The organism is Alicyclobacillus shizuokensis NBRC 103103 (assembly GCF_001552255.1).
Lineage (GTDB): Bacteria > Bacillota > Bacilli > Alicyclobacillales > Alicyclobacillaceae > Alicyclobacillus_G > Alicyclobacillus_G shizuokensis.
Genome location: NZ_BCQV01000022.1, coordinates 15,611 through 38,207, shown reverse-complemented (window position 1 = coordinate 38,207; position 22,597 = coordinate 15,611). Strand labels below are relative to the sequence as shown.

Annotated in this window: 20 protein-coding genes; 2 read left to right on the top strand and 18 right to left on the bottom strand. The window is 62.3% G+C overall.

Features of this window, described 5'->3' with window-relative positions; all coding sequences use genetic code 11:
• Position 1 precedes the first annotated feature (1 nt).
• The 3 genes from leuS to mutY all read right to left on the bottom strand — a co-directional run bounded on the left by leuS (position 2) and on the right by mutY (position 4,432).
• Positions 2 to 2,431 (bottom strand): leucine--tRNA ligase, encoded by a 2,430-nt coding sequence (gene leuS / locus ASH01S_RS09795; protein WP_067927173.1) that lies wholly within the window; start codon positions 2,429 to 2,431, stop codon positions 2 to 4.
• Between the two features lie 159 nt (positions 2,432 to 2,590).
• The gene (locus ASH01S_RS09790) at positions 2,591 to 3,232 is read right to left on the bottom strand and encodes a Bax inhibitor-1/YccA family protein (RefSeq protein ID WP_067927170.1); all 642 of its coding nucleotides are present in this window, start codon (positions 3,230 to 3,232) and stop codon (positions 2,591 to 2,593) included.
• A 42-nt stretch (positions 3,233 to 3,274) separates the two neighbouring features.
• Positions 3,275 to 4,432, bottom strand: a complete 1,158-nt coding sequence (gene mutY, locus ASH01S_RS09785; RefSeq protein WP_067927168.1) for an A/G-specific adenine glycosylase — start codon at positions 4,430 to 4,432, stop codon at positions 3,275 to 3,277.
• Positions 4,433 to 4,515: 83 nt separating this feature from the next.
• Between mutY and ASH01S_RS09780 the strand changes: the two genes are divergently transcribed.
• Positions 4,516 to 4,734 carry a hypothetical protein gene (locus tag ASH01S_RS09780; protein ID WP_067927166.1) on the top strand — a complete coding sequence of 73 codons (219 nt, stop codon included), beginning with the start codon at positions 4,516 to 4,518 and terminating at the stop codon, positions 4,732 to 4,734.
• A 91-nt stretch (positions 4,735 to 4,825) separates the two neighbouring features.
• On the opposite strand, the gene ASH01S_RS09775 is transcribed toward ASH01S_RS09780, so the two are convergent.
• The 15 genes from ASH01S_RS09775 to ASH01S_RS09710 all read right to left on the bottom strand — a co-directional run bounded on the left by ASH01S_RS09775 (position 4,826) and on the right by ASH01S_RS09710 (position 20,593).
• Positions 4,826 to 5,344: a ribonuclease FAU-1 family protein gene (locus ASH01S_RS09775; RefSeq protein ID WP_067927164.1), complete on the bottom strand. Its 519-nt coding sequence runs from the start codon at positions 5,342 to 5,344 to the stop codon at positions 4,826 to 4,828.
• Between the two features lie 130 nt (positions 5,345 to 5,474).
• Complete coding sequence (locus tag ASH01S_RS19500; protein WP_281178210.1) at positions 5,475 to 5,603, bottom strand: hypothetical protein; 129 nt, start codon at positions 5,601 to 5,603, stop codon at positions 5,475 to 5,477.
• 108 nt (positions 5,604 to 5,711) lie between these two features.
• A complete protein-coding gene (locus tag ASH01S_RS09770) occupies positions 5,712 to 6,389 on the bottom strand; it encodes a hypothetical protein (RefSeq protein WP_067927162.1) in 678 nt (225 codons plus the stop codon).
• Between the two features lie 75 nt (positions 6,390 to 6,464).
• Positions 6,465 to 6,722, bottom strand: coding sequence for an HPr family phosphocarrier protein (locus ASH01S_RS09765; RefSeq protein WP_067927159.1), 258 nt, complete (start codon positions 6,720 to 6,722; stop codon positions 6,465 to 6,467).
• Between the two features lie 124 nt (positions 6,723 to 6,846).
• Positions 6,847 to 7,782, bottom strand: a complete 936-nt coding sequence (gene whiA / locus ASH01S_RS09760) for a DNA-binding protein WhiA (RefSeq protein WP_067927262.1) — start codon at positions 7,780 to 7,782, stop codon at positions 6,847 to 6,849.
• Positions 7,783 to 7,881: 99 nt separating this feature from the next.
• Positions 7,882 to 8,889 carry a gluconeogenesis morphogenetic factor MgfK gene (gene mgfK / locus ASH01S_RS09755; protein ID WP_373278563.1) on the bottom strand — a complete coding sequence of 336 codons (1,008 nt, stop codon included), beginning with the start codon at positions 8,887 to 8,889 and terminating at the stop codon, positions 7,882 to 7,884.
• Between the two features lie 174 nt (positions 8,890 to 9,063).
• On the bottom strand, positions 9,064 to 9,933 hold the full coding sequence (gene rapZ / locus ASH01S_RS09750) for an RNase adapter RapZ (RefSeq protein ID WP_169794217.1): 870 nt from the start codon (positions 9,931 to 9,933) through the stop codon (positions 9,064 to 9,066).
• Between the two features lie 57 nt (positions 9,934 to 9,990).
• The gene (locus ASH01S_RS09745) at positions 9,991 to 10,923 is read right to left on the bottom strand and encodes an ROK family protein (RefSeq protein ID WP_067927153.1); all 933 of its coding nucleotides are present in this window, start codon (positions 10,921 to 10,923) and stop codon (positions 9,991 to 9,993) included.
• Positions 10,920 to 11,477: an NUDIX domain-containing protein gene (locus ASH01S_RS09740; protein WP_067927150.1), complete on the bottom strand. Its 558-nt coding sequence runs from the start codon at positions 11,475 to 11,477 to the stop codon at positions 10,920 to 10,922. Before ASH01S_RS09740 ends, ASH01S_RS09745 begins: the two co-directional genes overlap by 4 nt.
• A gap of 160 nt (positions 11,478 to 11,637) precedes the next feature.
• Positions 11,638 to 13,236, bottom strand: coding sequence for a SagB family peptide dehydrogenase (locus tag ASH01S_RS09735; RefSeq protein ID WP_067927148.1), 1,599 nt, complete (start codon positions 13,234 to 13,236; stop codon positions 11,638 to 11,640).
• 18 nt (positions 13,237 to 13,254) lie between these two features.
• Positions 13,255 to 15,198 carry a TOMM precursor leader peptide-binding protein gene (locus tag ASH01S_RS09730; RefSeq protein ID WP_067927256.1) on the bottom strand — a complete coding sequence of 648 codons (1,944 nt, stop codon included), beginning with the start codon at positions 15,196 to 15,198 and terminating at the stop codon, positions 13,255 to 13,257.
• On the bottom strand, positions 15,195 to 17,129 hold the full coding sequence (locus ASH01S_RS09725) for a putative thiazole-containing bacteriocin maturation protein (protein WP_067927146.1): 1,935 nt from the start codon (positions 17,127 to 17,129) through the stop codon (positions 15,195 to 15,197). The genes ASH01S_RS09730 and ASH01S_RS09725 overlap by 4 nt, the downstream gene beginning before the upstream one ends.
• Positions 17,130 to 17,328: 199 nt before the next feature.
• Positions 17,329 to 17,550 (bottom strand): heterocycloanthracin/sonorensin family bacteriocin, encoded by a 222-nt coding sequence (locus tag ASH01S_RS09720; protein ID WP_067927144.1) that lies wholly within the window; start codon positions 17,548 to 17,550, stop codon positions 17,329 to 17,331.
• Positions 17,551 to 17,840: 290 nt separating this feature from the next.
• The gene (trxB, locus tag ASH01S_RS09715; protein ID WP_067927143.1) at positions 17,841 to 18,800 is read right to left on the bottom strand and encodes a thioredoxin-disulfide reductase; all 960 of its coding nucleotides are present in this window, start codon (positions 18,798 to 18,800) and stop codon (positions 17,841 to 17,843) included.
• Between the two features lie 68 nt (positions 18,801 to 18,868).
• Positions 18,869 to 20,593 carry a tetratricopeptide repeat protein gene (locus tag ASH01S_RS09710; protein ID WP_067927140.1) on the bottom strand — a complete coding sequence of 575 codons (1,725 nt, stop codon included), beginning with the start codon at positions 20,591 to 20,593 and terminating at the stop codon, positions 18,869 to 18,871.
• A gap of 223 nt (positions 20,594 to 20,816) precedes the next feature.
• Between ASH01S_RS09710 and argS the strand changes: the two genes are divergently transcribed.
• Positions 20,817 to 22,520 (top strand): arginine--tRNA ligase, encoded by a 1,704-nt coding sequence (argS, locus tag ASH01S_RS09705; protein ID WP_067927136.1) that lies wholly within the window; start codon positions 20,817 to 20,819, stop codon positions 22,518 to 22,520.
• Positions 22,521 to 22,597 lie beyond the last annotated feature (77 nt).

Below are 22,597 nucleotides of genomic sequence, written 5' to 3'. Positions count from 1 at the left end.
GTCACCCTTTCACGACCAGATTGACCAAGCGGCCCGGCACGTAAATCTCCTTGACCACCGTCTTGCCGGCCAGCCACTGGGCAAGTTCTGGCGACTGCCGGACCTGGGCCAGCACCGCAGCCTTGTCCGCATCGGCCGCAACCACCGCGTGCGCGCGCACGCGGCCGTTGACCTGGACGGCGATTTCCAGCTCGTCGTCGCGCAGCCAGCGCTCGTCGTACGTCGGCCAGGCGGCCGCAAACACCGACTCGGAGTGTCCCAACTGCGACCACAGCTCCTCGCCTAGGTGCGGCGCGAAGGGGGCAATCGTCACCGCCATCGTCTCCAAGGTGGCCCTGTCCAGCCCGCCCTGCCGCGCCTCCTCGGCAAGGGCGTTGGTGTATTCCATGAACGCGCTGACCGCCGTGTTCAGCTTGAAACCTTGCATGCGTTCGGACAGCGTCGCCACGAAGCGGTGGCGGAGCCTCGTCAGCGACTCCCGCTCCGGAGCAGGACGGTCGACATGAGACATGAACAGCCGGTAGTAGCGGTGGAGGAAGCGGCTGACCCCTTCCAGTCCGTTCGTGCTCCACTCGGCGTCATCCTCCGGCGGACCGACAAACAGCTCGTAGACGCGCAGGGCGTCGACACCAAACTGTTCAATAATGTCATCCGGGTTGACCACGTTCCCTTTCGACTTGCTCATCTTCGATCCGTTCAGCGTCAACATGCCCTGGTTGAACAGGCGCTGGAACGGCTCGTCAAAGTCAATCAGGCCGAGGTCGTGGATAACCTTGGTGAAAAAGCGCGCGTACAGCAGGTGCAGCACCGCGTGCTCCACGCCGCCGATGTACATGTCCACCGGCAGCCACTTGTTGGCCGCTGCACGGCTGAAGGGTTCCTTGTCGTTGTGCGGATCGGCGTAACGCAGGAAATACCAGCTCGATCCGGCCCACTGTGGCATCGTGTCGGTCTCCCGCCGCGCCGGCCCGCCGCACTTGGGACAGGTGGTGCGGACAAAGGATTCGATGGCCGCCAGCGGCGATTCGCCGGTGCCCGTCGGCTCATAGCGTTCGACATCCGGCAGTGTCACCGGCAATTGATCCTCAGGCACCGCCACCGCGCCGCAATGTTCGCAGTAGACGATGGGGATAGGCTCTCCCCAATAGCGCTGGCGGGCGAACACCCAGTCGCGCATGCGATAGTTGACCGCCGAAGCGCCTGCGCCCTGGGCCTCCAGACGCTCTATCACGGCGCGCTTGCCGGCTTCCACGTCGAGGCCGTCGAGATCGCCGGAGTGAATCAGCCGTCCCGGCCCCGTGTAGAGACCGCCCTGAACCTCGGCGGCCAGTTCCGGGTCCTCCGGCTCAATCACCTGCCGCACTGGCAGGCCAAACGCCTGTGCGAACTCGTAGTCGCGTTCATCGTGCGCCGGCACCGCCATGATGGCACCGGTGCCGTAATCCATCAGCACATAGTCGGAGATCCAGATGGGCAGCGCCTCGCCGGTTAACGGATGTTCCGCGTAGGCGCCGAGAAACACGCCCGTCTTGGTTTTGTCCACCACCTGCCGGTCAATTGCCGACTTTTTCATCGTCTGCTGTACATACGCCTCGACGCTGTCGCGCTGCTCCGGCGCGGTGATGCGTTCGACCAACGGGTGCTCAGGAGCTAGCACCATGTACGTTGCTCCATAGAGCGTGTCCGGGCGGGTCGAGAACACCTCAATGGTCTCGTCCGGGTGTCCTTTCACCCGAAACGTGATGCGGGCACCTTCGGAACGGCCAATCCAAGCCCGCTGCATGCGCTTCACCTTGTCCGGCCAATCGAGCTTATCCAGGTCCTGTAGCAACCGGTCGGCGTAAGCGGTGATGCGCAGCATCCACTGCTCCATCTCCCGCTTGGTCACGTCGCTGCCGCAGCGGTCACACTTGCCGTCAACAACCTCTTCATTGGCCAGCCCGGTCTTGCAGCTGGGACACCAGTTGATGGGCATCTTCTTCTTGTAAGCCAAGCCTCGCTCAAACATCTTGGTAAAAAAGTACTGGGTCCACTTGTAAAACTCCGGGCTGCTTGTATTGATCTCCCGATCCCAATCGTACATCGCGCCGATTTCTTCTAGCTGACGCTTGAAGTTGGCCACGTTTTCCGCGGTCGAAACGGCTGGATGAACGCCGTGGGAAATGGCGTAGTTCTCGGCCGGCAGGCCGAACGCGTCCCATCCCATTGGGTGCAGGACCTCGTACCCCTGCAGCTTTTTGTACCGGCTCCACACGTCGGAAATCGTATAGCCCCGCCAGTGGCCGACATGCAGGCCGCTCCCGGACGGGTAGGGAAACATGTCCAGACAGTAATACTTGGGTCTGTCGCTCGTCTCATCCGCTCTGTGCATACCCTGCTTGCGCCAACGCTGCTTCCACTTTCGCTCTACCGCTCGTACATCGTATTCCATCGTCCTTCGACTCCTTCAGGAAACAAAAAGCCCCCATCCTCGGGTGGACGAGAGGCCCATCTCCATCCGTGCAATCATGACCTGCGTCGGCCATTCGATTTTGCCAAACATTATAATCGACGGCACGTAATCTGCGCAAATCCAAGCGGATGAGCGCGCTCAATCGCGGGACGATTGCAGCACTCCCATCAGACGGAGGATGAACAGGAACAGGTTGAGGACGTCCAGATAAAGGGACAGCACCACCCACGGCACCTGCGCCTCCACCACGCCATGGCGGGCCATGCGGTTGATGTCAAACAGGACATAGCCGACAAAGACGGCAATCCCCAGCACGCAGTAAATCAGCTGCGCCACCGTCGAGAAACTGATGAACAGCGACACTACCCCCATCAGCAGCAGCGCCAGCAGGGCAATGAACAAAAACCCGGAAAGAAAGGAGAAATCAAAGTCGCTGCGCGCGGCCACAAGCGCGGAAATGAAGAACGTGGCCGCCGTCACGCCCGCCGCCTCCAGCACCAGGGTGGCGCCCAATTGCGACGCGTACACCGCGATCACGGGATAGAGGGTCAATCCGGAGACGAATGTGAAGACCAGCACAAACCCCATGCCGATGCGCCGCGACCGCTGCACGAACATGGCGACGATGATCATGACCACTTCGGCGACCATGGCAGCCAACAACAACGCAGGCGGCAGGTAGCGTCCCAGGCCGAGACCGACGAAGGCGGACAACAGGCTCAGGAAGAGACCAAAGAACACCTTGCTCATCAGCCGCTGACGGCTCAGGGTCAGTTCCATTTGGCATCCCTCCAGGCTTGTGGATGTCCCAATCCCATTCACTCACTCTTCACGGCAGAGATTCCTACCAGCTGGTATCGACCGCAGCAGCCGCTCGTATACCCTGGGCAGTGCAAACGGTCGCAAGTCATCCAGCCGGGCAAACCGATAAGGTTCTGGCAGACGCGCCGGATAGGCTGTCAACGAAATCGGGCGATAGACAAAGACCTCCCATTCCACATGCGAGAATACATGCCGGTCCCGGCCGACCAAGGCAAACGCACGCGGACCGGATTCGGCCACCGCTGTGGCCGCGGCCCCTCCTCCCTCCGTCCATTCGGCGGCGAACAGCTCGGCCAACTTTTGCCCGGCCGCCCGCTGCCTCGTCTCCTCATCGCTGGCCGCGAGCGGCATCGGCAGTTCGGTCGCCGGCAGCTGCCACAGGCGGGCCAGCAATCCCCGCCCTGGCCGCTGCTCCAGCAGGACCCCTCGAGCATCTTCGCACCACAGCGCCACCACGACCACCTCCCGCCGCGGGCGCGCCTTGGCGCGAACCGGCAATTCCTGCGTCCGATGCGTCCGGAAGGCGGTGCACTCGTCCTGCAGAGGGCAATCGGTGCAGCGCGGCTGCCGCGGCACGCACACCAGCGCGCCAAGCTCCATCAGGGCCTGCGTCAACTGGGACGGGCGGGTTTCGGCCAGCCATCCCGCGACCACGCTGTGAACTTGGCGCTTGACCGCCGGGGACTGAATCGGATCGTCAATGCCGAGAAAGCGCGCCATCACCCGCAGCACGTTCCCGTCGACGGCCGGCACCGGCTGGTCGAACGCGATGGACAACACCGCGCCGCGCGTGTAGGGGCCAACGCCCGGCAGCTCGGACAAACTCTCCTCGTCGTCCGGAATGCGGCCGCCGTACCGCGCCACCACCAGCCGAGCCGCCCGGTGCAGGTTGCGTGCCCGTGAATAATAGCCGAGCCCTTGCCACATCTTGAGCACATCCGCTTCTTCAGCTGCCGCCAGGGCGCCCACGCTGGGAAAACGGCGGAGAAACTCTTGGTAGTAGGAGATCACGGTTTCGACCCGGGTCTGCTGCAACATCGTTTCACTCAGCCAGATGGCGTACGGATCGCGCGTCCGGCGCCACGGCAGGTCCCGCCGATGCTGCTCGTACCATGTCACTAGTCTATGCGCTGCGCTGCATGAGTTTTCGTCCCGCACGCGAGTCCTCCTCACAGGTTGTCCTTGACTTCACAAATAGCAAATTCAACGGCTGGGTACAATACGCCCGGGAGGTGCTGGCCATGTGGGACCTGATGAGTGGAATGGCTGACGGTGTCCGTCACCGGATGATGCCCAGACGACGCAACGGCATGCATACGATGACCGCCATGTTGGTAGGGGCAAGCGTCGGCATCGCCGCCTGGGAGGCGCTGCGCAGGGGCGGACAGCGCTTCAAGCAAGACGGCGGGAACGCGGCGGCTGAGCAGGCCGCTGCAAAGGTGATGGAACAGATCGAGTAGCCTTATCTGCCCTGTGTCCACGCAGTCAGCAGGCAGGGTGCGGCCATCGGCCGCCTCTGTCTCCCTCTGCTTGTCTGCATCACGATGGTGGTTAGCGCGGGAGGTGCAACCGCGCCCCGTACTTTTGCTTCCACACCTGGTAAGACAGGCGGCTGCGCTTAATGCCGTCGACAAACCGCTGCGTGTTCTCCATCACCCGGTTTGCCTCAGCCGCGCTGATTTGCCGGTTGTATAGCGCCTCGCCGAACTCCTCCAGGTCAATCACATGGTAATAGGAACGCTCAAAGATGAGCACGTCGACGTACATATCTTCAACGTAGATGTAGTCTTGATCTTCCCACACCTTGACCAAGTCCACATAGTGATCAAAATGCAGGCGTGGGTGTTTGACCGGCTGACCATCAATCAGGCAGGTGCTCACACCAATCCCCCACTGTGGGTAGATCTCGCGCATCTGCTGCTTGTAGCCGCCCTCCAGGGCCGGTCGGCGGATGGTGATGAGCCCCTGACGACGTGAGAACCGCTCAATCACAAACGGCTCATTGCTTCGGTCGATGCCCCGATTTTCACGTTTATGAATACGCTGTACGCGCCCTGGTCTAAGCCCCATCGGCCGCCTCATTCCTCCTGGTTCTGCCTTTCCTCTAGGGTACCATGCCGCATGCGCGGGGGCAAAATCGTCCACTCCGCCACCACAAAGGCCGCCCCGCGGGGCGGCCTTCGCAAACGTTCATCACCGGTCAATAGCTGACTGTGGCGACAGCCCCGTCCTGGACGCCGGGTGCGGCTGCCGGGACAACCAGGAAGAAGAGCACGAAGATAATCAGGAACACAATCGCCCACTTGGTGTACACACCGAACACACCCATGCTATCCCTCCTCGACCTATTCTGCGGGCGAGCAGCGCTCCCGCCCATGATCCGTGCCCTTACAGTACATGAGATCCGCCCGCAGATTGTCGAGGACACCCGCACATTTCACCGCCGGCCCCTGAGCGGGCGCGGGCGAAACCGCCGCGCCCTGCGCCCGCGGCGCAGGCGGCGGGCTAAGCCTTTGGCTGCATACACCCAGCGCGACGGGCGCCGCCAACGCCGCCCCGGCGCCGGAAAAAACGGTGCCGTCGGCTGTGAGACCACTGCAACCACCCGCCGCCTGCTCAACCCGGATGCCAGCGAACGAGAAGATTGCCATCGCCGTCTGCGCAGCGCCCGCCGGCGGTGCCAGACGAAACCCACGCAGCCCGCGACGGCAATCAGGATGCCCATCAACCACGGCAGAGGAATAGCCGCCAACGGATACGCGAACGACAGGGTACTGGCCGAATGACCCTCAAGCACGACAAAGCGCCCGTCCAAATCCAGCACCCGGGCACTTGGCGGCAAAACGACCGTCTCGCCGTCATGGTAGAATTTAAGATATCCTTCCTCGTCCTGGCCACCGTACCGCCAGTCGCCGATCACCGTCTGACCTATGGTCACCTCGCGCCACAAGGGATTGAAAGATTGCGAGGGGTCGACGGCGCTGTACATCCCATACACGGCTGCCAACAGGAACAGGACGGCCGCCAATCCGGCCCACAAACGGCCTCGTCCTTTCGTCGCCTTCGGGCGAAAGCGACGCTGTCCGGACGCCGGCGCACGTGCCCTTCCGCGCATGTCGCTCCCCCTATCCGGCTGTCATGGTACAGCCTATGTGACAGGATGGAGCAGAAGAACTGTCGGCTGGCCCCCTTATTCCTCGCGGCTCACCATGGCGACCAGGTGCTGCACCGCTTCCGCCTCGTCCGGGCCGTCAGCCCGAATCGTGATCTCCTGGCCGTGAGCTATCGCTAACGACATAATGCCCATAATGCTTTTGGCATTCACCGATTTTCCATCCTTCTCGACGAACGTTTCACTGGTAAAGCGATTGGCTTCTTGGACAAACAACGCCGCAGGCCGGGCCAACAAACCCGAGCGCAAGCGTACGGTGACTGTGTTTTCAACCATAAGACGAACCTCCCCAGTCTCTGTTGTGGAAAGTATAGCATGTTTGCAAGTCTGAACCAATCGCCCCCAGCCCGCCAACTCCGGCCCTTCCTATGCATTTCGCCGCTTCGTCACAAGCTCCAGTTCAGGGATGGCCCTCCTGTCGCAGGCGTTGGGCGATCTCCTCCAGGCGGCGAAAACGATGGTTCAGCCCCGACTTTGTCACCTTATGCGGCATGCGCGACGCCAGCTCCTGCAAATTGACATCGGGGTGGCGCAGGCGCATCTCCGCCACCTCGCGCAGGTGATCCGGCAGACTGGACAGCCCAACCCGCTCGTCGATGTAGCGGATGACCTCCAGCTGTCGCACCGCCGCACTGATGGTTTTGTTGAGATTCGCCGTCTCGCAGTTGACCAGGCGATTAACCTGGTTGCGCATCCCTTTGAGGATACGCACGTCCTCAAACTTCAACAGCGCCTGGTGGGCGCCGATGATGCTTAAGAACTCTACAATCTTCTCGCCTTCCTTGAGGTAGAGCACGAACCCCTTTTTGCGCCTCAGCAGGCGCGCGTGCAGGCCGTATCCGTTCATCAACCCCAACAGCGATTCGGCTGTCCGTTCATCCTGGGCGCCCATTTCCAGGTGGTAGGAGTTGCTGCCGGGATCATTGACCGATCCGCCCGCGAGAAACGCCCCCCGCAGAAAGGCGCGCTTGCAGCAAGGCTTGTGCGCCCCGGCGCCGGTCAAGCGCAAGGGTTCGCCGATGCGTCCACTGAGCCCAAGCTCGCCCAGGACCCCGAACGCCTGCACCGCCACCCGTACGCAGTATACGTTGTTCTTCTTCAGGCGCATCTTGCGTCGGACCAGCACCTCCGGACGCACGTCGAGTACGTCCTTGATCAGCGTATAGATGCGCCGGGCAATGGCCACATTTTCCGTTTCTACGTCCAGCACCGGCCGCCTGTCCACCTCGCGGATGCGGCCGCTGCCCAGCACCAACGCCTGGAGCTCGGCCCGCCGGCAGCAGGCAGGTTCCTGCACCAGGGTCAATTCCTTTTTTGTGCGTGCTGCAAACGACAGGACCGGTCGCCTCCTTACGGACGGATGTCCAGCGTGTTTCACTCCCGCTCCCTGGGCAACGGGGTGTGCCATGAGGCCAGAAACCGGCTCCGCAGCGGCTCACAGCGTCACCGGGGCCGGATTTTGCCGCTCGTAGCCAATCAGGCTGACAATCTGCTCGGCCACCAAGCGGCTGTCGTGACGGGCATAGGTGGCGAAGTGCACGAAATCGCGCGCAATCACGCGCAGGCCCATGCGGTGCAACGCCTCCATGTCCACCTGCACCGGGTAGGAGTTCTGTGACTGATACTTTTCCAAGGCCTCCTTCGGCAGGGCTGCCCCATTCACAATGATGTAATCAAACAGCCGCTGGCCGACATGCTGGTAGATGACCTCCACGTGGCGAGAAGCCGAAAATGAATCGGTTTCCCCCGGCTGCGTCATCACGTTACAGACAAAGATCTTCTTGGCGGGGCTGGCCGCTATCGCACTGGCCAGGCCTGGCACCAACAGATTGGGCAAGATGCTGGTGTACAGACTGCCGGGCCCAACCACGATGGCGTCCGCCTGGGCAATCGCCTCCAGCGCTTCCGGGAGCGGATCTACCTCGGCGGGCACAAGTTCCACGTGATGAATCGGCCGCTCCGCGTTCGGAATGTTGGACTCCCCATCCACGACCGATCCGTCTTCCAGCACTGCCCGCAGCGTCACGTCCTGCTTGACCGCAGGCAGCACCCGGCCGCGCACGGCCAGGACGCGGCTGGTCTCGCGGATGGCCGACTCAAAATCGCCCATGATGTGGGTCATCGCGGCCAAAAACAGATTGCCGAAGCTGTGCCCGGCCAGCCCACCGCCACTCGGAAAACGAAACTGCAGCAGCCGCTCCAGAAGCGGCTCGGTATCGGCCAGGGCAACCAAACAGTTGCGGATGTCACCGGGGGGCGGCATGGCAAAATCGGAGCGCAACCGGCCCGAGCTGCCGCCGTCGTCGGCGACGGTCACGATGGCCGTGATATCAGCCTGAAACTCCTTCAAACCGCGCAAAATCACGGACAATCCAGTGCCCCCACCGATGGCGACAATGCGCGGCCGGCGCTGCAGGTGCTTCACCCGCTTGCGGTTCTCCATGATCGACCGCCACCAGCCGAATGCCAGCAGGAGCATGGCGAGCGCCAGCACGGCAGACCCAAGCCAGAACATGTCATTGGGCCCGACCGCCCGCCGCCAGCCCATAGCACCGGCGAGAATACCGCATCCGAAGATGCCGAGGGTCCAAGCCAGCAACCACCAACGTTTCACAGCCTACCCCTCCCGCCCGGAATCTCGATGCGTCAGGTAGACCTCCGCGTTCGCCCGAATGTGTCGCTTCAGATGGCGGGCTATCGCCACCGAGCGGTGTTTGCCGCCGGTGCAGCCAATACCGATGACCAGGTGGCTTTTCCCTTCGCGCGTGTACTGGGGAATGAGAAAATCCACTAAGTCCTCCATGCGCCGCAGAAATTCCCGTGTCGCCGACCACTGCATGACGTAGTCGTACACCGGACCGTCCTCACCCGTGTAAGGGCGCAGCGCCTCAATGTAGTGCGGATTGGGCAGGAAGCGGACATCGAAGATCATATCGGCATCGATGGGAACGCCGTACTTGAAGCCGAAAGAGATGATGTGTACCGGCAGCAGACGTTTCCCTTCGCCAAACCGCTGGACAATCTCGTCCCTCAGCTGCGCCGGCTTCCAACCGGAGGTATCGATGATGATGTCGGACTCCTCCCGGACCTGCGCGAGAGCCGCCCGCTCCGCCTGAATGGCGTCCAACAGCCGCGTCCCTTCCACGAACGGATGGCGCCTGCGCGTTTCCTTATAGCGGCGCACCAAGGTCGCATCATCGCCGTCAAAAAAGACCAGCGTGACCTCCATGTCCGGCTGGGATCGCAACGAGCGAACGGTGTCGACCAACGGCTGAAAGAGGTCGCCTCCGCGCAGGTCACAGACCAGTGCGGTCTTATGCAGCGTTTCGGCCGACTGGCGGATCAGGTCGACAAACTTGGGAATGAGCGCGGGCGGCAGGTTGTCGACGCAATAGTAGCCCATATCTTCGAGAGCTTGCATGGCCAGCGATTTGCCGGCGCCCGACATGCCAGTCAGAATGAGGATTTGCAACGATGCCGCAGCCACGTTCTTCCCCCCTTTGCGAACCCTGCCTCACCAGTCCAAGGGACAACCTTGCGCCCGTTATCCGAACGCCTGCGCCGCCAGCCGCGCCGCCCCCACCACACCGGCGTCATTGCCCAGGCTCGCCAAGCGAATCTCAACCGCTTCGTGCACCCGGCTGGCCGAATACTCCACAAACGCGGCGCGCACAGGCCGCAGCAGTTCCTCGCCCGCCTTGGAAACCCCGCCTCCGACCACAATCACGTCTGGATTCAGCACCGACGCCGTACTCGCCAGGCCATAACCCAGCCAATGTCCGGCGTCCCAGATAATACCTGCCGCCACCTTGTTTCCCGCTTCCGCCAGCGCAAAGATCGGCTGCGCCCCATCGATTTCCAGGTCGTCCGGCAGTTCGCCCACCGATTGCAGCCGTTTTGCCTCGCGAACCAATGCGCTCGCCGACGCCAACGTTTCCAGACAGCCGTGATTGCCGCAATTGCACAACCGGCCCCCGGGCCGAACCACCATGTGACCGATCTCACCCGCCGATCCGTTCACGCCCCGATAAATCTTTCCATCGATCACGATGCCGGCGCCGATACCAGTGCCAACCGTCACGCACAACGCCGTTCGGGCGCCGGCACCTGCGCCCTTCCAGGCTTCGCCCAGACCGGCCACATTGGCGTCATTGTCGACGCGCACCGGTTTGTGCAGGGCGTCTTCCAAATACTGACGCAGTGGAACATTGTGCCACCCGAGGTTCACCGCCTCCCGAATCACATCCCCGTCCAGGAAGGCCGGCACCCCGACACCGACCCCGCAAACATCCTCCACAGTGAGGCCGGCCTCTTGCCGCAGCTCGTCCAGGATGCGGCTGAGCCGCTGGGCCAGGTCCTCGAAGCCGCGTTCGGCCTCTGTTGGAAATTCTCGCTTTGCGATGATGACCCCGTCTTCGTTCAACACGGCCGTCTTGACCGCCGTGCCCCCTACATCGACCCCATAGTAACACCTCACCGGTCCCGTCCGACTCCTCTCCGCCAACTGGCAAAATCCAATCCTACCAGCCCAGATTCAAGCGATGCGGCGATATCCGTCTCCGGCAGCAATCGCCACTCCAACAGTTCGTGCGCCGGTGTGTATCGGAATTTTCCATAGAATACCGTATTCACACTTCCAGCATCCGCCCACAAGAGCGCCTGCACCATCCGCCGGTCCCCTTCATTCATCGGCAGGCGCTCCAACTCCTGCGGAGCCACGACGGCCAGACGCCCTTCTTTGGACTGGGAGAGCAGCTCGCCTGTGGCCTGCGCTGCGGAATACTGAATGATGGCCTGCTCGTGTCCCGGCTCACCGGAGCCCGGCTCAATCTGCACCAAGTGAATCCCGCGCAGGCGCAGGTTGTCGACCGTCAACCCTGTTTCCTCCAGGACCTCGCGGACTGCCGCCTCCAACCAGATCTCGCCCGGATCCACCTTGCCGCCCGGCAGGTACCACCAGCCGCGGCGCGGTTTCTGGATCATGACAATGCCACCCTGCCACGGCACGCAGCAGTTGACAATGATCTGCAAGCGCCCTCCCCCCTCCACGAGTAGCATATCACGCCGCGGTCCTGGGGCTCAAACCGTGCTCTTGGCTACACGGGTGCGCCGGGGCTCACCATAGGCCAGCCGCCGTTCACAAACTCCGGTGACTTGAACCTCGTCCAAAATCGCCCCTTCCTCTCCTTCCCTACGTGTGCAACCCTGCCTGCAGCCGGGGATGAGGCCGGTACGGGCCAATCGGCACCTGGATGAGGCTGGTTTTCCCCTGCTCTGGCAGACAGTATAACTGATCACACGGGATCGCCTCGAAGCCCAGCAGCGGGTGTCCGCCCATACCGAGCGAGCACGCGGCAAGCAACAATCTCTGTACCAACATCCCCGCTTCCATCTGCTGAATCCGATACCCCCGCGCGCCAAATGGTCGCAGATGGTGGCGATGGCCCGCCACGTGCAGGCAGACGGGAACCTGAAATAGGTTCACGGTAGGCAGCGTCATCGCCTGTTGCAACCGGTGCCTATGATCCCCTCGGCTCATACAAAGGAGTTCATGGTGGGCAGGTTCATAGACGTAGGCGCCGTCCGGGATGCCGTCGACACCGTACAGGCAGCAGCAGAGAGACAGCCGCGACGCAAGTTGACCCTGAACTCCATCGAGATCGTTCGCGTACCCGGAGGTTGCCATGGTCTCGTGCAACAGGGCGGCCAACTGCGCGGCGTCCACCCTTCCCAGGATGAAATCCGTGCCTGGGGAATGACGGGCTCGACAGGCCGCCGCCAGGTCGTGCACGGGAGCCCCCGTCGCAGGCAGCGAGAACGTCGCGGCTACCGACGGCACCAACTCTTTCCCCTCCTTCTCCCGTACCCAGCGAGTCCATGCGACGGCATCCCACGCCGCCGCTTGGTTCAATTCTACCAGCGTCGGGCAGTCTTTGACCGTCCGCGAGCGGACGAAGTGCCGGTGCGGCAACGGCGGCAACGAGTCGCAAAGATCCGACGCGGTGACGCTCTCCCTTCTCTTCCGGTCGCTCGTGAACCAGACGTCCACCGGCTGCTGTGACAGCGGAACGACGGCGAAGACGGTCTCCTCCCGCCAATCGAGCCCGAGCAGATGGTTGACGGCCAGATCGAGAAACTGATAGTGCACGGCGCAGGTGAAACCAAACCGCTCCGCCACGGACAGCGCCTGCCCCAGCAGAACTCCCGCGTCCAGGCCTTGCAGGCGAGCGGCGAAGTTCGAGTACTTGTAGAAGTTCTTCCAATACATGGTTGACACCAACAACGCCCCTAAGCAGGCGGACAGGTCACAGCCGCGACCGAGCGCCCGCTCCAGGTACGAGTCAAAGTCTCCTTCCCGGAGCAAGACCAGACGGTGGTGCGCCGCGTCGTAGTGGTACACACCTTGGGGAAGGCCGCGGATTTTCAGGTAGGTGTACAATTCACTCGGGTACAGCGCCCCGCCCGAAGGCACAAACCGCCGTGGCGTATACACGGGAAGTGCATCGGATCCTTCCGCGCTCAGAGCCAGAGCCGAGTGGCTGAATTGGCTGAGCCCGTACATATACCACAGAAAGTGGCCAATCCGCCCCAAATCCGCCTCCGCGCCTGGGACGGCGACTGGGGCATCGGGCGCAAGGGTCAGCGGCACCTCCGCGGACAGCGGGAAGGCGGGCAAGCCACGGTAGAGTTTGTAAGGCAGCGGGGCGTCCGCCCAATCCACGTGCCAGTCCGGTGGACGCACCTTGTCGACATCAAAATGCAGGTTGTGGAGGAACTCCTGCAAATCCATCCTATAACCTCCAAGCGTTCATGGAAACGGGTGTGGATGCGGGTTCAACTGACTCCGTCGCAACGGCCGCTTGGTATACCCCAGCTGCTGGGGCACCCGCAGCACGCGCTCCAGCCCCTCGAGGCGTGTCAAGTGATGCCCAAAGGTCATCGGCAGCATGCCCGGAATCAGGACTTTCACACAATGTAGCCCGTTGCGCCTCAGTTCAGGCGCGGTTTGATCTACCACAATGACGTCAAGCTGGAGGCGGCGAAACACTGCCAGCACGTCCCTCAGGTCATCCGCCAGGTCCGCGTGCGTCTCCCAGTGGGGGAAGGCGGCACTGAACGCCCGCGATTCATCGCGACCGTCGAGCAAAAAGGACAGCCTCTCCTCGGCCTGCGGCAAGCTGTATAACAGCGAATGGTCCTCCATGCGGCGGACGGAGAACGGATCGTAATACATCTGTTGGCACCGATTCCGGTTGGCTTCGTACCGGTCATTGAGGAACGCCAAGGTTCCGGTTAACTCATGCAAGGCGCTCTTGATGGCCCGGACGGGGTCCAGATGTGCGCCGGCCGCACAGACGAGGTTGGCCCCGGTGGAGCGGCGGTTTTTTGCCGTCAGCCAGACGCTGGGAATGCGGTTCTCCATGGTGATGTTGTGCAAAAACAAGTCGTAGCCGGTGAATTCCTGAAAGCGGTGAATCATGGCGCGCAGCTCCGGGTCGTCCAGGGAACTTGGGTCCAGGCGCGGGGCCGGCAGCCGCGCGTACCAAGTGAGCAGAAAGGCGTCGCGTTCGACGACCTCGAGAATGCCGTGGAAAATCGCCTCCACCAGAGTCCCCCCGAGCGCGCACCCGTTCGACGTTTCATAGACAAAGCCGTCCCCGCAGCCAAGGCTGTAATAGGCCAGCAGCCGCGGCACCAAGATGGGACCCTGGCGCAGGAACGAGTAGCCCCACACCCAATCCAATTCTCGGTCCGGATGATAGGGTTGGAACGGGAAGTCGGGCCGCGCGTACTGGTCGGGACGGTGCAGGCCGACGGCGGCGGGATTGAGCGCGTCGGCGGCCAGGCTGCGGAACGAGCCGCGCACCCCCGCCCGCTTGCCGCGCGGCGCCAATCCGCAGTAGCGTTCCAGCGCTTCCAGCATCGCGGTCAACTCCGCTTCATCGTAAGCGAGTGTCCGGCCGGCCGTCGGCTCGTCGCCCTGAACCAAGGGCAGATTGACGCTGGCCGCCGCAAAGGGAGAGCCGAGGTCGTGCAGTTTGCCGTTCAGAAGTCCGGTCTCGCCGTCCAGGTAATCGCGCTCCAGAACCGGTTTCAGTTCTCCGAGGGAACGGCAGCGAAAGCTGTCTCGGCTGACTTTTGGACTTGATAGCAGCGGAATCTGCGCGTTGGTTGGCGAGTCCTCGGCCGGTTGTCCGCAGACGGCGCACAGCGGATTGGGCAGAAACCGGTGCCGAGAACTCCGCAGCGTTTTCAAATGGACCAGGTACATGTGGCCCTCCGTCCGCGGCGGGCGGCCCGCCAACAGGCGTCGCGCCTCCTCCGCCACCAGCTGCGCCACCTGCAGCAGGCCCGAGCGCGACGCCCAGGGGTCGTGTTGTGGCCCGCCACGCTCCGTCCACCGCTGCATGAGCTGTCGCATCTCCGGCCTGTCTGGCCCCGCCATCCAGCGCCGGAAGTCGGCACACTGGGAGCAACCCACTTGTCCCGGGAGCACCAGCGGGCCCACCGCCGCCACTCCCAAGGCGACAAACCCGCGCAGCCACGGGATGCCGCGCGGCGGAAACACGTCTTCCGCCCGCCGGTGGACCGCCGGGTGCCATTGGTCATGGACAACGAGCGCCAGGCGCACGGAATCGGGCCATTCGGCCGCCACGTCCGGCTTAAGAACCACATCATGCTCGGACGCCAGTTCTTCACTCACCCGATTCGCCAGCAGACCTTCGCCAATCACCAGGACCGTGCTCATCAGGCTCCCTCCTCGTCCCGCACGAGTACGCCGAAGACACCGACCAACGGCTGGCTCAGAAACGGCTCCAGCGTCAGGTCCAGGATGTCGATGCGTTTGTGATTCCGCTCCAACACGGTGCAGGCCGCCCGCAGGACCTCTGGCCACGAGGCAGCCGTACAGGCGGGAACGGCCAAGAGGGATGCCGGTCCGCCGGCCAGGTGGACGGACTGGAGTTGGACGGCGGACGTCGTGGGACCCTCTAGGGAGTTCTGTGCGCGCAAAGCCTGTTGCAGGGCGGCCCGCAGGGCCAAGGTTTCGTTCAACCCCACGCTTCCGTACCAGCGCCCGTTCTCACCCACCCACACCAGCGGGAGGCCACAGACCGCCTGCCCCAGCCCAATCACCGGGTTCGCTCCCAGCGCCGCCAAAGCCTGCAGATAGAAGCGACAGTGCTTGTCTTCGACCGCGCCCAGCTGCACGGCGTGGGCCCGCGGACTGCCACCAGCCAGGCGCCGGGGCAGCGCCGCGGCCAAACATTTGGCCAGACCGCGGCAGACCGCTTCCGCAGCCGTGACACCCGTTCCCACGCCGATACACTCGTCCGGATTGGCCAGCGCAGGGGGCACCACCTGCTCCGCCAAACGCGCCACATAGGCCTCGATTCCCAGCAATCCAGCTTCCCGCCGCGCCTCTTCGTGCGTGAGGCCGGCGGCGACCAGGTCCGGAAGCAAGCGAGCCGGTCCGAGAGACAGCGGATCGACCGGCTGCACTCGGCACTGAGGGAGTGGAAACTGCGGGAGGCTGCCTTCCTCCCAGAGGTGGAAAACACCGGTCGTCGCCGATGTCAGTCCGGCGAAGTAGGGAAGGACACCGTGCTCCCCGTCGCCGGACTCGCGCGGAGGCTCCAGGATATCGAGACGCTCCACCCGCTTTGGCGACCCCAGCCCAGAAACCAGCGGATGAGGTAGACACGAGTGCCAGTCGCCCTCCAGCGTCTCCAGGTTGAGCAGGAAGACCGACGCCTGCGCGTGCGGATCGTCCACTTCGGTGACTACCTTGAACCACTCGAACACCACCACGTTCGCCAGCAGTGCGGCTGCCGTCGCAGAGAACGGGTGCAGCTCGGGGTCTTTGCACACAGTCGAGCGGTGCAAACGACGCCAAGCCGACTCCCAGCAGACCTGGCTGTCCGGGCGCACGAGGGGCCCCGCGATGCCCGCCTGCTCCGCAAACACAGCCGGCACAAACAAGCAGTGTTCCGCGCGGCACGCCGACTGCAGGGTGAGCAATTCCGTCAGGTCCAGCGACGGACTCACGTAGAACACGGCGTCAAAGGGGCGCACCGTCTCCCGCCAGGCTCCCATTTTTTGCGGCGGATCCACTTCCACAACGCTCACTTCAGGGTCCGCCTGTCGGAAATGTTGCGCCAACTCCGCGATTCGCTGGTGATTTGTGGGCGTGGAATCTGTCACCGACAGGTGCATCCGCGGCAAACCGGACTCGAGCAGCGCCCCGATGAGCGCGAGGAGAAACGGACCGCACCCCACCACCAACGCCTTGGCCCCGCGGTAACGTTGAAAGCGATATGCTCCGTTCCCGCCCAGGCTGTCAAGGAACTCGATCTGCGACGCGTACTTCGTCACCACCTGGTGCGGCAACTGATGGGGAAGGTCCGTGCTCACATCGCGAACATAGCCGTTCATATACAATAGTTCGGCAATCTCGTAGACCCGGTCGCGGTACGGTCCCGGCAATCCGTCGGTCAACTCCTGCAGCGTGTGCTGCCCGTTGAACATGGGCAGCAGTTTCTCCATCCACAGCTGGATTGACCTCCCCTCTATGCGAAAAGAACCTTCGTTGTTCCGGAAATACACGTTGTCACCGTCCGGGTCCGGAACAAAAAACGTGTCCGCCTTGACTTTCATTCGCATCGAAGGCTGCAAAGCGCTCATTCGGCCCCTCCTCCATGTCCGTCATGCTCCGACAAGGCTCCCGTCTTCCCCATCTTATGTGCCCATCCGGAATCTGCCCTTACGGCAAATGCCCCTGTGCGATGCGGTGCGCACAGGGAGCATTTGCCGTACGGACAACCTGTATGTGTTCCTCGTTCACTTCGCCAGCACAGTGCTCCAGCCGCCTTGCCCATAGGATTCAGAAGCAACGCCCGCAGGCGCCGCAACGGAAGCAATTGAAGCAGCGGAAGCAGTTGAAACAGCGGAAGCAATTGAAACACCGAAAGCAGTTAAAGCAGCGGAAACAGCCGAATTGGGCAAGCACCGCATCCTTGGACCCTTTGCCCTCTGCAGGAGCAACCTCGCTGGCTTTGAACTCGTCGATGTTCAGCTTTTGCAGTTCCTTCTTGAAGTCGTCCATCCTCCGTATCCCTCCCTCCCCATAGCCTGTGATGTACATGTATGTAATGGGAACGAGCACCGTAAAGGCCTATATCTTGTCGCAAAGACCTATTTTGCAGTGGATGCGTACGAAAGAGGCCAGAATGGAGGCGTGATCACCATAAAAAAGCGGCGCCGACAACGCGGCGCCCAACAAGCATCTATATGAATAAGGGGGTCAAATGTGATGCATCTTTATCCTACAACGGTCATGTTTCATGTGTATTACATCCGCTTTAAAAATGTGTGACATCGCAAATTCTCTCACGCTCACGGCTTGACGGTCACCTCGCCCGCCTCCTTCGGTACCGGTTCCCCGTCGGCGAGCGATTCCACGTAATGATACGCGGACATAGCGGCTATCGCCCCTTCCGCCGCCGCCGTGATGATTTGCCGCAGCCCCTTGGCCCGCACATCGCCGGCGGCAAACACGCCAGGAATCGAGGTCTTCATATCCTCGTCGGTCAGCACGTAACCATTCTCGTCCAAGATGCGGCTGCCCTGAAGGAACGATGTGATAGGGTCAAACCCGACATAGATAAAGAGACCGTCCACATCCAAGGTTTGCTCCTCCCCGGTCGCGACATGGCGAATCCGGATGCCGGTTACCTTATCGTCACCCAGCACCTCGACCACCTGATGGTTCCATATGAACTCCATCTTCTCGTTCTCCAAGGCGCGCTTCTGCAAAATCGGCTGCGCCCGCAGCTTGTCGCGCCGGTGAATCAGGGTCACCTTCTCGCCGAAGCGGGTGAGGAACACGCCTTCCTCACAGGCGCTGTCACCGCCGCCGACCACAGCAATCCGCTTGTTGCGAAAGAACGCCCCGTCACACACGGCGCACCAACTGACGCCGCGCCCCGACAGTTTGTCCTCGCCAGGGATGCCAAGACGCCGCGGTGTGGCGCCGGTGGCGACAATCACCGCCTTGGCCGACACCTCACCCTCGCTGGTGTAGACCCGCTTGGGCTGGCCTTCCAGGTCAACCCGTTCGACCTCGGCCATCTTGAACTCCACGCCCAACGACTCTGCGTGGTCCCGCATCGATTCGGAAAGCTCGGGCCCCAAGATCGTCTTGATGCCGGTGTAGTTTTCCACTTCCAGCGTGTTCTGCATTTGACCGCCCGGCAGGCCGCGCTCCACAATCAGCGCCTTCAGGTTGGCACGCGCCGCGTAGACCCCCGCCGAGAGTCCAGCCGGCCCGCCACCGATAATGACGACGTCGTACATGTCTGCACCTCCAGTGATTTTGTCATGACCGGTTCTGACCCGGGTTGCGTTCGCCTTGCAAACTGTCCTCATTCAAACAAAGGCTGCAGGCGCATGGCCACCTTGCGTACCGACGATACAGACACCCCGTAGCGAGCGGCCGCATCCTTTTGCCGCACCTTGAGCCCGTCCACCTTCAGCTGACAATAGTACAATCCGGCCGCCCAGATCTCAGGTTTGACCATGCGCACGTCATCCCGCAAAAACAGCCGACGAAGGAAGGTCAACCAGACACTTTTGGCACGAGCCAGCGACGCCTCGCCCACATGTTCACGCAGTCCTTGCTCCGTGATCTGCCAAACCCGCTGCCACAAGGGCTCGGCCTCCAGTAGCAGATCCCAGGTCAACTCCGTCAATTTCGCCGTGTGCATCTCACCATCCTGGTACCACTCCACAGTGGCGCGGGCATCACACGTCTTGAGCGCGCACAGGGCGGCCGCTTTGAGGTCCCAATCGACGTCCGCGCGCTTGACAAACAGGCGCAATGCCTGCTGCGCATCCTCATCGGCAATCAAGGCGAGGGTGCGAATCACCGCCCGCCGCGTCACCGACGTGCCATGCCGCAACCCCCAGTACAGGGACGCGCGCAGAAGCGCATCGTCTCGCCACTCGGACGGATTAGCCCGCCGCAGGCGCTCCTTCATCATCCGCAGCTGTTGCTGCAGGGGATAGTCATACTGATAGCTGACGCGCAACAGCGGCTGACGATGGGCAATCGCCGCCTCGACCTTGTCCAGATAATAGCGGGCGACCTCATGCATCCCGGGCGCCTGGCAAAGCGTTTGCCAGTACCGGCGCGCTGTGCGCAGCCGTCCCGAATTCGCGGCGGCAGCGGCCAGCGAGTGCAGCAGAACCGGCTCCACATCATCCACCAGCCGCGCCAGCCCGCGGAAAATCCGGTAGGCTGTCTCATGCTCGCCGACGATGCCGAGCGTGGTCGCGACTTTCATTGCCTGGTCATAGTGCAGCGGAAAGACCTTTTTCAACCGTTCAATGCACTCATACAAACGGAGAATCGGCCCACAGCGGGCGCTGAAGATGGCGAGGTTGCAAAGCGCGTGGATGTTGTCAGGCTCCGCGTCGAGAACCGCCTCGGCTGTCGCGATGGCCCGCTCATAGTGACCCGCGTAGTAGTACGCCAGTGAGAGGTTGTTGCGTGCCGCCAGGTTGTTCGGGTCGTTCGCCACCAACCGTTCTAGGCACTCAACGGCTGCCTCAAACTGCCCCTCCTCCAGCAGCTGCCGGCCGTCGCGACGGGCTGCTGCCCGTTCTTTCTCAATGGCCCGCGCCTTCCACTTTTCGTATACCTTACCGCCGCCGAACTCCTCCACCAGAATGGTCAGCATCTCCCGCGCCTCAAGGGCGAATTCCCCGTCCGGATCGGCATCGAGATAGCGCAGCACATGCTCCTCCGCTGCTTCGTAATCGCCCATGTTGGCGTAATTGTTGGCCAGATAAAACTGACACTCGGCCATGGACGGGTCTAGCTCGCGGAGAATGTGGAGGAGTACCCGGTTGGATTCCTCGAAGTTCCCCAGTTCAGCCAAAACTCCCGCCAAATTGCAATGGTTCACCGGATTGTCCGGATCGTACTCTACGGTCTTGCGGAACGCCCGCAGGGCTTTTTCCAGGTTGTTTCGCTCGAGGTAGGTGAGTCCCCGCTCCATAAAGAAGTCCGCATCCTGGCGCAGGGAAATCACATTGCCTTGACGATCCGCCTGAACCTGGTTGTCCGATGTGGCCGTTCGTTTCACCTGACCACCTCCCGTGCGATTGCCCGCGGTCCATCCTTTGTCCAGCCTGCGCCAAAGTTATGTGAACCACTGGAATGTGACTGCAGTATACCATACAGCCGGAAACGGGTGAAGGCTGGTGGGAGGCCGGCCTGGACCATGGTATAATTCTAGAATTATGACATGCGGCGGGCCGCGGCTTTGACCGCCCTCCCGCCTCTCGGAATGTGGAGGAGATTCATCGATGAAATCGCAGAAATACGCTGTCGCCGAAGTGGCGGCGCCGGTGCTCAACGCGACGGCCGATGAAGTGGCGGCGCTGGTCGAGTACCCGCCACAGCCGGAGATGGGTGATCTGGCGCTGCCTTGCTTTCGTTTTGCCAAGCAGCTGCGCACAAGCCCACAGCTGATTGCCGCCCAGGTGGCGGAAGCGCTGACCGCCAGCGGCCGCTTTGCCACGGCCGAGGTCGCGGGAGCATACGTCAACATCCGCCTGAACCGGGCGGAGGTAGCGAATGAGTTTGTCAACCTGGCGGCGAGCGACCCAGCGTCCCTGTTCTCCAAGCGCCGGCATCAGGGCGACACGGCGGCCATTGACTACTCGTCTCCCAACATCGCCAAGCCATTTGGCGTCGGGCACCTGCGGTCCACCATGATTGGGCAAGCGCTGGCGCGCATGATGAGGTGTGACGGCTTCACCGTCATCGGCATCAACCACCTGGGCGATTGGGGCACCCAGTTTGGCAAGAACATCGCCGCCTACCTGCGTTGGGGCGACGAAGAGACGGTGCGCCAAAACCCGGTGCGGGAGCTTTTGCGCTTGTATGTCCGGTTTCACCAAGAGGTGGAGAACAACCCGGAACTTGAAGAAGAGGGACGGATGTGGTTCAAGCGCCTGGAATCTGGCGATGCCGAGGCGGTCCGGCTGTGGCGCTGGTTTATCGACGAAAGCCTGAAAGAGTTTCGCAAGACCTACGACCTGTTGGGCGTCGAATTTGACCATTATCTGGGCGAGAGTTTTTACAACGACAAGATGCAGGCGGTCATCGACGAGCTCCGGGCCAAGAACCTGCTCATCGAGAGCCAAGGCGCCGAAGTTGTGGACCTGTCGGACGTGGACATGCCCCCGTGCATCATCGTGAAATCGAACGGGACCAGCATCTACGCGACCCGCGACCTGGCAGCCGCCCTCTACCGTCACGACGTGCTCGGCGCCAATCACCTGATTTACGTGGTCGGGGCGGAACAAAAGCTCCACTTCGCGCAGCTGTTCGAGGTGCTGCGCCGGATGGGCCGCGAGTGGGCGGCCAACTGCCGTCACGTGGCGTTCGGTCTGATGAAGTACAACGGCAAGCGTCTGTCGACGCGTCGCGGTCAGGTAGTGTATCTGGAAGACGTGCTGGCACAGGCCGTCAGCGAAGCCGCACGCATTATCGAAGAGAAAAATCCGTCATTGCCGAACAAGGAGCAGGTGGCGAGGGATGTCGGCATCGGCGCGGTGATTTTCAACGACCTCAAGAACTACCGCCTGCACGAAGTAGACTTCCGCTTCGAGGATGTACTCAACTTTGACGGCGAAACCGGCCCCTATGTGCAGTACACGCATGCGCGGGCGTGCAGCGTCCTGCGCAAGGCCGAGGCGGAAAGTGTGCGGGTGCCAGAGCGAGCTTCCTTCACGCAGGTCATAGAGAGCGAATGGACGTTAGTGCGCTTGTTCGCCCAGGCCAACGAGGTGTTCGAGCGCGCGCTGGACGATATGGATCCGTCCCAGATTGCGCGCTACGCGCTGGATGTCAGCCACGCCTTCAACCGTTTCTACCACGACGCCCCGATTCTCGGGGCAGAGCCTGTGCTGCGTGAACAGCGCTTGGTCCTGACCCATGCCGTCCGCCGGGTCCTGACGTTCAGTCTCTACCTCTTGGGCCTCAAGGCACCGGAAGCGATGTGACGCAGGGCTCGTCAGGGATGGCCGCAGATTCGACCGCCGGCAAGCAGGCGCGATTTGTGGCCATCCTGCGGCCATTG

What these genes read in the sequence shown, in the direction of transcription:
- leuS (WP_067927173.1), bottom strand. Translation starts at nt 2,431, where the DNA reads ATGGAATACGATGTACGAGCGGTAGAGCGAAAGTGGAAGCAGCGTTGG.
- ASH01S_RS09790 (WP_067927170.1), bottom strand. Translation starts at nt 3,232, where the DNA reads ATGGAACTGACCCTGAGCCGTCAGCGGCTGATGAGCAAGGTGTTCTTT.
- ASH01S_RS09780 (WP_067927166.1), top strand. Translation starts at nt 4,516, where the DNA reads ATGTGGGACCTGATGAGTGGAATGGCTGACGGTGTCCGTCACCGGATG.
- ASH01S_RS09775 (WP_067927164.1), bottom strand. Translation starts at nt 5,344, where the DNA reads ATGGGGCTTAGACCAGGGCGCGTACAGCGTATTCATAAACGTGAAAAT.
- ASH01S_RS19500 (WP_281178210.1), bottom strand. Translation starts at nt 5,603, where the DNA reads ATGGGTGTGTTCGGTGTGTACACCAAGTGGGCGATTGTGTTCCTGATT.
- ASH01S_RS09770 (WP_067927162.1), bottom strand. Translation starts at nt 6,389, where the DNA reads ATGCGCGGAAGGGCACGTGCGCCGGCGTCCGGACAGCGTCGCTTTCGC.
- ASH01S_RS09765 (WP_067927159.1), bottom strand. Translation starts at nt 6,722, where the DNA reads ATGGTTGAAAACACAGTCACCGTACGCTTGCGCTCGGGTTTGTTGGCC.
- mgfK (WP_373278563.1), bottom strand. Translation starts at nt 8,889, where the DNA reads ATGGAGAACCGCAAGCGGGTGAAGCACCTGCAGCGCCGGCCGCGCATT.
- ASH01S_RS09735 (WP_067927148.1), bottom strand. Translation starts at nt 13,236, where the DNA reads ATGGATTTGCAGGAGTTCCTCCACAACCTGCATTTTGATGTCGACAAG.
- ASH01S_RS09725 (WP_067927146.1), bottom strand. Translation starts at nt 17,129, where the DNA reads ATGAGCGCTTTGCAGCCTTCGATGCGAATGAAAGTCAAGGCGGACACG.
- ASH01S_RS09720 (WP_067927144.1), bottom strand. Translation starts at nt 17,550, where the DNA reads ATGGACGACTTCAAGAAGGAACTGCAAAAGCTGAACATCGACGAGTTC.
- trxB (WP_067927143.1), bottom strand. Translation starts at nt 18,800, where the DNA reads ATGTACGACGTCGTCATTATCGGTGGCGGGCCGGCTGGACTCTCGGCG.
- argS (WP_067927136.1), top strand. Translation starts at nt 20,817, where the DNA reads ATGAAATCGCAGAAATACGCTGTCGCCGAAGTGGCGGCGCCGGTGCTC.